The organism is Sphingomonas epibiotica (genome assembly GCF_039615155.1).
Taxonomy (GTDB): domain Bacteria; phylum Pseudomonadota; class Alphaproteobacteria; order Sphingomonadales; family Sphingomonadaceae; genus Sphingomonas.
The window spans coordinates 1-6,343 of record NZ_JBDGHY010000021.1; the positions used below are offsets into that span (position 1 = coordinate 1).

General features: G+C 66.5%; 6 protein-coding genes. 2 read left to right on the forward strand and 4 right to left on the reverse strand.

What is annotated here, in order from left to right; all coding sequences use genetic code 11:
• A partial coding sequence (locus tag AAIO73_RS19970; protein ID WP_066488359.1) for a Tn3 family transposase occupies nt 1–2,964 on the reverse strand: 2,964 nt, incomplete at its 3' end.
• 129 nt (nt 2,965–3,093) lie between these two features.
• Here AAIO73_RS19970 and AAIO73_RS19975 point away from each other — a divergent pair.
• Nucleotides 3,094–3,720 carry a recombinase family protein gene (locus AAIO73_RS19975; protein WP_082052512.1) on the forward strand — a complete coding sequence of 209 codons (627 nt, stop codon included), beginning with the start codon at nt 3,094–3,096 and terminating at the stop codon, nt 3,718–3,720.
• A gap of 23 nt (nt 3,721–3,743) precedes the next feature.
• Here the strand turns inward: AAIO73_RS19975 and AAIO73_RS19980 are convergent, their stop codons facing one another.
• The 3 genes from AAIO73_RS19980 to AAIO73_RS19990 are packed head-to-tail and all read right to left on the reverse strand — an operon-like array spanning nt 3,744 to nt 5,371.
• Entirely contained in the window at nt 3,744–4,523 is a 780-nt protein-coding gene (locus tag AAIO73_RS19980; RefSeq protein WP_042469177.1) for a sulfite exporter TauE/SafE family protein, read from the reverse strand.
• A 7-nt stretch (nt 4,524–4,530) separates the two neighbouring features.
• Complete coding sequence (locus AAIO73_RS19985; RefSeq protein WP_042469176.1) at nt 4,531–5,049, reverse strand: rhodanese family protein; 519 nt, start codon at nt 5,047–5,049, stop codon at nt 4,531–4,533.
• Nucleotides 5,050–5,053: 4 nt separating this feature from the next.
• On the reverse strand, nt 5,054–5,371 hold the full coding sequence (locus AAIO73_RS19990; protein WP_042469298.1) for an ArsR/SmtB family transcription factor: 318 nt from the start codon (nt 5,369–5,371) through the stop codon (nt 5,054–5,056).
• A 68-nt stretch (nt 5,372–5,439) separates the two neighbouring features.
• Here AAIO73_RS19990 and AAIO73_RS19995 point away from each other — a divergent pair, with 68 nt between their 5' ends.
• Complete coding sequence (locus tag AAIO73_RS19995) at nt 5,440–6,315, forward strand: MBL fold metallo-hydrolase (protein WP_061780293.1); 876 nt, start codon at nt 5,440–5,442, stop codon at nt 6,313–6,315.
• The last annotated feature ends 28 nt before the right edge of the window (nt 6,316–6,343 follow it).

Consider the following 6,343-nt stretch of genomic DNA (forward strand, 5'->3'; position numbering starts at 1 on the left):
GTCCCGGCTTTGCTGGTGGAGGCGCAGCGGCCTGAACCGCTCGCGAGGTTTGTCGATCTCGCCCCAGAGATAGTCGCCGGTGAGGCCGATATGCTCCCAGCCCAGAGGGGCGACGTGGGCGAGCAGCTCGTCGGGCACGTCGACGCCGCTGCCGCGCAGATGACGGACAGCTCGGTCGAGATAGACGGTGTTCCAGAGCGTCATGGCCGCGGTGACGAGGGTCAGGCCGGAGGCGCGATGGCGCTGGTTCTCGAAGGTGCGGTCGCGCAGTTCGCCGAGGCGGTTGAAGAAGATGGCGCGGGCGAGCGCGTTGCGGGCCTCGCCCTTGTTGAGAATGCTGCCGGTGCGACGACGCTGGTCGGGATCATCGAACCAGTCGAGCATGAACAGGGTGCGTTCGATCCGACCTATCTCCCGCAGCGCGCGGGCGACCGAGTTCTGACGCGGGAAGCCCGCCAGCTTGCGGAGCATGACCGAGGCGCTCACCGTGCCGGCGCGGATCGAGGCGGCAAGGCGCAGGGTTTCGTCCCAGTTCTCCTCGATCGCGCGGATCTTGACCGGACCGGCGACGAGCGGGCGCAGCGTCGGCCACGAGTCGAGCGGCGACAGGCTGTAGAGCCGGCGCTCGTTGAGGTCGCGGATGCGGGGCGCGAAGCGGAAGCCGAGCAGATGGCACAGGCCGAAGACATGATCGACCGCGCCGGCGGTATCGGTCGCATGTTCGCGGATGACCAGCTCGCTTTCATGGTCGAGCAGGCCGTCGAGGACATGCGCGGCCTCGCCGGCATTGGCGGCGATGACCTTGGTGTGGAACGGCGTGAAGCGGTCGGTGACGTGGGTGTAGAACAGCACGCCTGGTTCGGTGCCATAGCGGGCGTTGTGATCGGCGCGGGCCTCGCCCTGACCACCGGCACGAAAGAACTGCCCGTCCGACGACGATGTATCGCCCGGTCCCCAGACCGCCGCGAGCGGATGCGCGGTATGGCAATCGACGATCGCCGCCAGCGCCGACAGATAGGTTTCGTCGCGCACATGCCATTCCGCCGTCCAGCGCAGGCGAGACAACGTCAGCCCGCGCGAGCTTTCGGCCATGCGGCCCAGGCCGAGGTTGGTCGCATCGGCGAGGATCGCACCCATCAGCGCGGACTGGTCGGAGGCGGGGGCGCCGCTGCGCGCATGGACGAAACGGTCGGCGAATCCCGACCATGCGGCGACCTCGACCAGCAGATCGGTGATTCGGACGCGCGGCAGCATCGCGTAGAGCCGGGCCTTTAGCGCATCGGCATCGTCGGACGGGGATCGCCGGATCGACGATATGAGCAACTGCCCGCGTTCGATCGTCACATCGACCAGCTCGCCCGCTGCGGCTGCGCGCTCCACCTCCGTCATGCGCCGGGCCAACAGGGTGCGGCGTTCCTCGTACCATTTGGAAAAGTCGGTCGGCACAACCAGGCGCAGATCGCCGCTCGCGCGCATCGCTTCGAAGGCGGGCATGGGCAGCTGATAGTCGTCGAGCGTGCGATAGGCGCGGCTGCCGTCCACCCAGATGCTGCCCGAGCCGAGCCGCTCGCGCAGGTGGGCGATCACTGCGATCTCATAGGCGCGCCGGTCTATCGTCCCTTCCGCCGGCTGCACGACCTTGCGCCAGCGCGGCTTGATGAAGCTGGTCGGCACTCGCTTCGGCAGGACCGATCGACCGTCGCGGTACATCGTGCGCAGCACCTCGATCGCGCCGAGCAGCGGATCAGCCAACCGCGCGGTGCGGAAGGTGAAAGCGGCGAGAAACGTCGGGGCGAAACGCCGCACGGCGGGATAGCGTTCGACCACTTCTTCCAGCCCGTCATCGGCCGAGCGCGTCAGATCCTCGGCAAAGCGGATGCTGCGTTCGAGCTGATCCCAGCCCATCTTCGCGTCGATCGCGCGGAAGGCATCGCGCCCGCTCGCACGAGCATCTACCAGCAGGCGACCGAGCCGGGCATGGAAACGCGCGGTGTCCTTCAGCATCCGTGCCTGGCCGAGCAGCCGATCGGAGCGGGTGCGGTCGGCACGGCGGAACAGCGCGCCCACCATCTTCTCCACCATGACCAGCGCGGCGTCGGTCAACGTCGCTTCCATCTCGATCACGGAAGCTACGAGCATGGCGAGCCGGCGCGGACGTTCGAGACGCCGCAGGTGCTGGGCGGTGACGATGCCGGCGGTCCGCGCAATGACGGCATAGCGAGCAGCATGGATACGTCGTGCTCGATCAGCCGCGATCCCGATGCCGCGCACGGTGTCGAGCCGTTCGACGATTCCCTTCAGGTTCGCGGCCGATGGTGCTTCCGGCCATTCGCGTATCCATCCTAGCCGGGTGCGCCCATCATCGTCGGAGGCGATCATGTGTTCGAGTGCGGCTTCCTGTTCGGTCGAACAGTCGCGGATCAGATTGGAATGGGCCGCCTTGCGCGCCCGTGTCCGCACGATGAGGGCGAGCCGTTCCAGCGTCGATGTCGCCGGCAGTACGATCCGGTCCGCCCGCAAGCGATCGACCATGCCTGTGACGATCGTCTCACCTCTATCAGTCGAAGCGGCAATCTCCGATCCCAGCGCCAGCATCGCCCGTACATCCACCCGCGCGAAGGCGCGCAGACCGAGCAGAGCTTCGATCTCGGCCCGGTGTTCGCGCAATGTCGTGGGGCGCGTGGCATAGCCGGTGAAGTCGTCGGCTACGCACCCGATCTGATCGGCGAGCAGCGCGAGCATGGCGGCGGGCACCGCATCCCCCGTCAGTAGCCTGCGACCGGGATGACGCAGGTAGCAAAGCTGCACCGCATAGCCGAGCCGGTTCGCCCCGCGCCGACGTCGCGCCACCTGTGCCAGATCGTCGGGACCGAGCGTATAGAGCCGTTCGATCGTCGCGCGATCGGCAGGCGGGTCGAAGATCACAGCACGCTGCGCGGGCGACAGGATGGTCTTGGTCGGCATCGGCTTCCTGTTCGTCACGAAACAGGAAAGCGTACCCGTTCATGGAGCATAGACCAGAAGACGGGTTATGTGACATTATCGCGATTGATCGACGGGCAATGCCGCTCCGTCACGTGAACGGACGTATATGTGACAACGCAGATCGGTTACGCGCGGGTGTCCAAGGCGGACGGCAGCCAGGTCCACGACCTGCAGCACGACGCGCTGGTCGCGGCCGGCGTCGATCCCGAGCATATCTATGAGGATGCCGCATCGGGCCGGCTCGACAAGCGACCGGGACTGGACGCCTGCCTGAAGGCGCTGCGCCGCGACGACACGCTGGTCATCTGGAAACTCGATCGGCTCGGCCGCGATTTGCGCCACCTCGTCAATACGGTTGGTGATCTGACGAAGCGTGGCATCGGGTTGAAGGTGCTGGCGGGCGAAGGCGCGTCGATTGACACAACCACCGCCAACGGTCGGCTGATCTTCGCGATTTTCGCCGGCCTCGCCGAGTTCGAGCGAGAACTGATCGTCGAGCGCACGCGCGCCGGTCTGGAGTCCGCTCGGGCACGCGGTCGGCACGGCGGGCGTCCGTTCAAGATGACGCCGGCCAAACTGCGTCTCGCCCAGGCCGCGATGGGCAAACCGGAAACCAAGGTCGCGGAGCTATGCGCCGAACTCGGCGTGACGCGCCAAACACTCTACCGACACGTCACGCCGAAGGGCGAGATCAGGCCCGATGGTGAAAAGCTGTTGGCGCGAGGGCGCCGATAGCAGTCGGCTGAAGCTGCTCAGGTTCAGAGCGACGATGCCGTAACGTAGGTTCCTACCGCAATCACGACGGCGGCAAAGCCACGTTCGAGCAGCCCCTTACGGGTGCCGAGAACCTTGCCCAATGCAATACCGCCGATCGTTCCAGCGACGCCGCCCACGACCAGCATCGCGGTCACGCTCCAGTCGACCAGCCCCGACAGGGCGTAGGACAAGGCGGTGGTCAACCCCAGCGCGCTGACGACGACCAGCGACGTGCCGATCGCGAAGGGCAGCGGCATCGCGGTCGCGAGGATCAGCCCCGGCACGATCAGGAAGCCGCCCCCGATCCCGAAGAAGCCGGCGGCAAGCCCGACGCCCAGCCCGATCGGAACCAAGCGCGGCAGCAGCGTCGAGGCGCTATCGCGGGTCAGTCGCACGTCCGGCGCTTCCGCCGTGCGGCGCTTGCGCAACATCGACAAACCGACGCCAATCATCAGAAGCCCGAACAGGACAAGCAGTCGCTTGCCGTCGAACGCCTTGCCCAACTCCGCCCCCAGCGCCGCGCCGATCATTCCGGAGACGGCGAAGACACTGGCGCACCGCCATTTCACGCGGCCCGCTCGCGCATGGCCGACCAGGCTGGCAAGCGCATTGACGGTGACGGCGACAGCGGCCGTCCCGATCGCAGCGTGCGGTGATCCGACGCCGACAACATAGATCAGGAGTGGCACGGCGAGGATCGACCCGCCTCCGCCGACAAGGCCGAGGATCAGGCCAATCACGCCGCCCGATGCAAGCGCGGCAAGGGTGGCAGCGGTGTCCACGATCGCCTCAGGCTGTCGCGCGCCGGTTCCAGGGCATGACGCGCAGCAGGTTGGCCATGCCGCACCACCCCGTCACGCCCGCGAACATCAGCCCCGCCCCGACGAACGCCGACAGCCCGAAGAAGCCGGGAGCGACGAACGTGCCGAGCAGAACGCCGATCAGCACCAGCCCACCGGCGGTAATCTGCACCTGCCGCATGATTTCCAACGGCTGCGACCGATCGGCGACGGTGGGCTGTCCTGCCTGCCGCCACGCATCGATGCCGCCGCCCAGGATATAGGCCGGCGCGCCACCCGCTGCCGCGCCGAGCTGCGCCGCATTGGCGGCGGTGCGCATCCCGGACTTGCAGTGAAAGACGACCGGACGATCGTCGCGCGGGAGATCGCCGATCCGGTCGAGCGGCACGTTCATCGCGCCGGGAATGCGTTCGCGCGCATGCTCGTCGGCACCGCGAATGTCGATCAGGCGCGCACCGGCATCGATCGCGGCACGGGTATCGTCGGGAGAAAGGGTCGCGAGCGTCATCGCATCAATCCTTGCAGTAGAGCTGGTAGAGAGTGCCGAGCAGCGTTTCGACGCGGGCATCCGCGATGGCGTACCAGAGCGTCTGGCTCTCCCGCCGGTAGGTGACGAGACCCTCGTCGCGCATCCTGGCCAGGTGCTGCGAGCAGGCCGACTGCGACAAGCCGACATCACGGGCCAGATCGCCGACCGTCATCTCGCCATGCTCGACCAGCTTGCACAGCAGCATCAGCCGGCGAGCATTGCCGATCGCCTTCAGCGTGTCGGCGACCTGCCCGGCCTTCGCCTCGAATGTCGCCAGGTCCATCGGCGGTTTGAGCATCATCGCCACTCCATTAGGTGTTGCTTATGTAGCACCAGCTAATATATTAGCAAGCGCTAACGGAGAAAATCATGACTCAGCCCCTCATCGAGGCGTTTTTCGACGAGCCGACCAATACGATTAGCTACCTCGTCGGCGATCCCGCGACACGGACTGCGGCGGTGATCGATCCAGTCCTCGACTTCGACATGGCGAGCGGCGTCGCCGACACGCGCTCGGCCGAGCGGATCGTCGCCTTCGCCCGCGAGCAGGACTGGCGGATCGCGATGGTGCTGGAGACGCACGCTCATGCCGATCATCTGTCGGCCGCACCCTTCATCAAGGCGCATACAGGCGCATGGATCGGGATCGGCGCGCATATCCGCGACGTGCAGAAAATCTTCCGCCCCGTGTTCGCGATGGATGATCTGAAAACGGACGGCTCGGACTTCGACCGCCTGTTCGAGAATGGCGACCAGTTCGCGATCGGGGCGCTGGCGGTCGAGGTGCTGCATGTCCCCGGCCACACCCCGGCCGACGTGACCTATCTGATCGGCGATGCGGCGTTCGTCGGGGATACGCTGTTCATGCCCGACTATGGCACCGCCCGCGCCGACTTCCCGGGCGGGGATGCGCGGACGCTCTATCGCTCGATCCGCCGGCTATTGGCGCTGCCCGACGAGACGCGACTGTTCCTCTGCCACGACTACAAGGCACCGGGTCGCGACGACTATCGCTGGGAGACGACGGTGGGCGAGCAGCGACGGTCGAGCGTCCACGTCCATGACGGTGTGAATGAGGACGACTTCGTCGCCATGCGCGAGCAGCGTGACGCCGGGCTATCCGTGCCCAAGCTCCTGCTGCCCTCGATCCAGGTCAACATCCGCGCGGGCCATTTCGATCAGGCGGAGGCGAACGGTGTCACCTACTTGCGTATTCCGGTAAAATGGAAAGCCGGCCATCCGTGATGTCATACGATCGCTGACACGGCTTTGT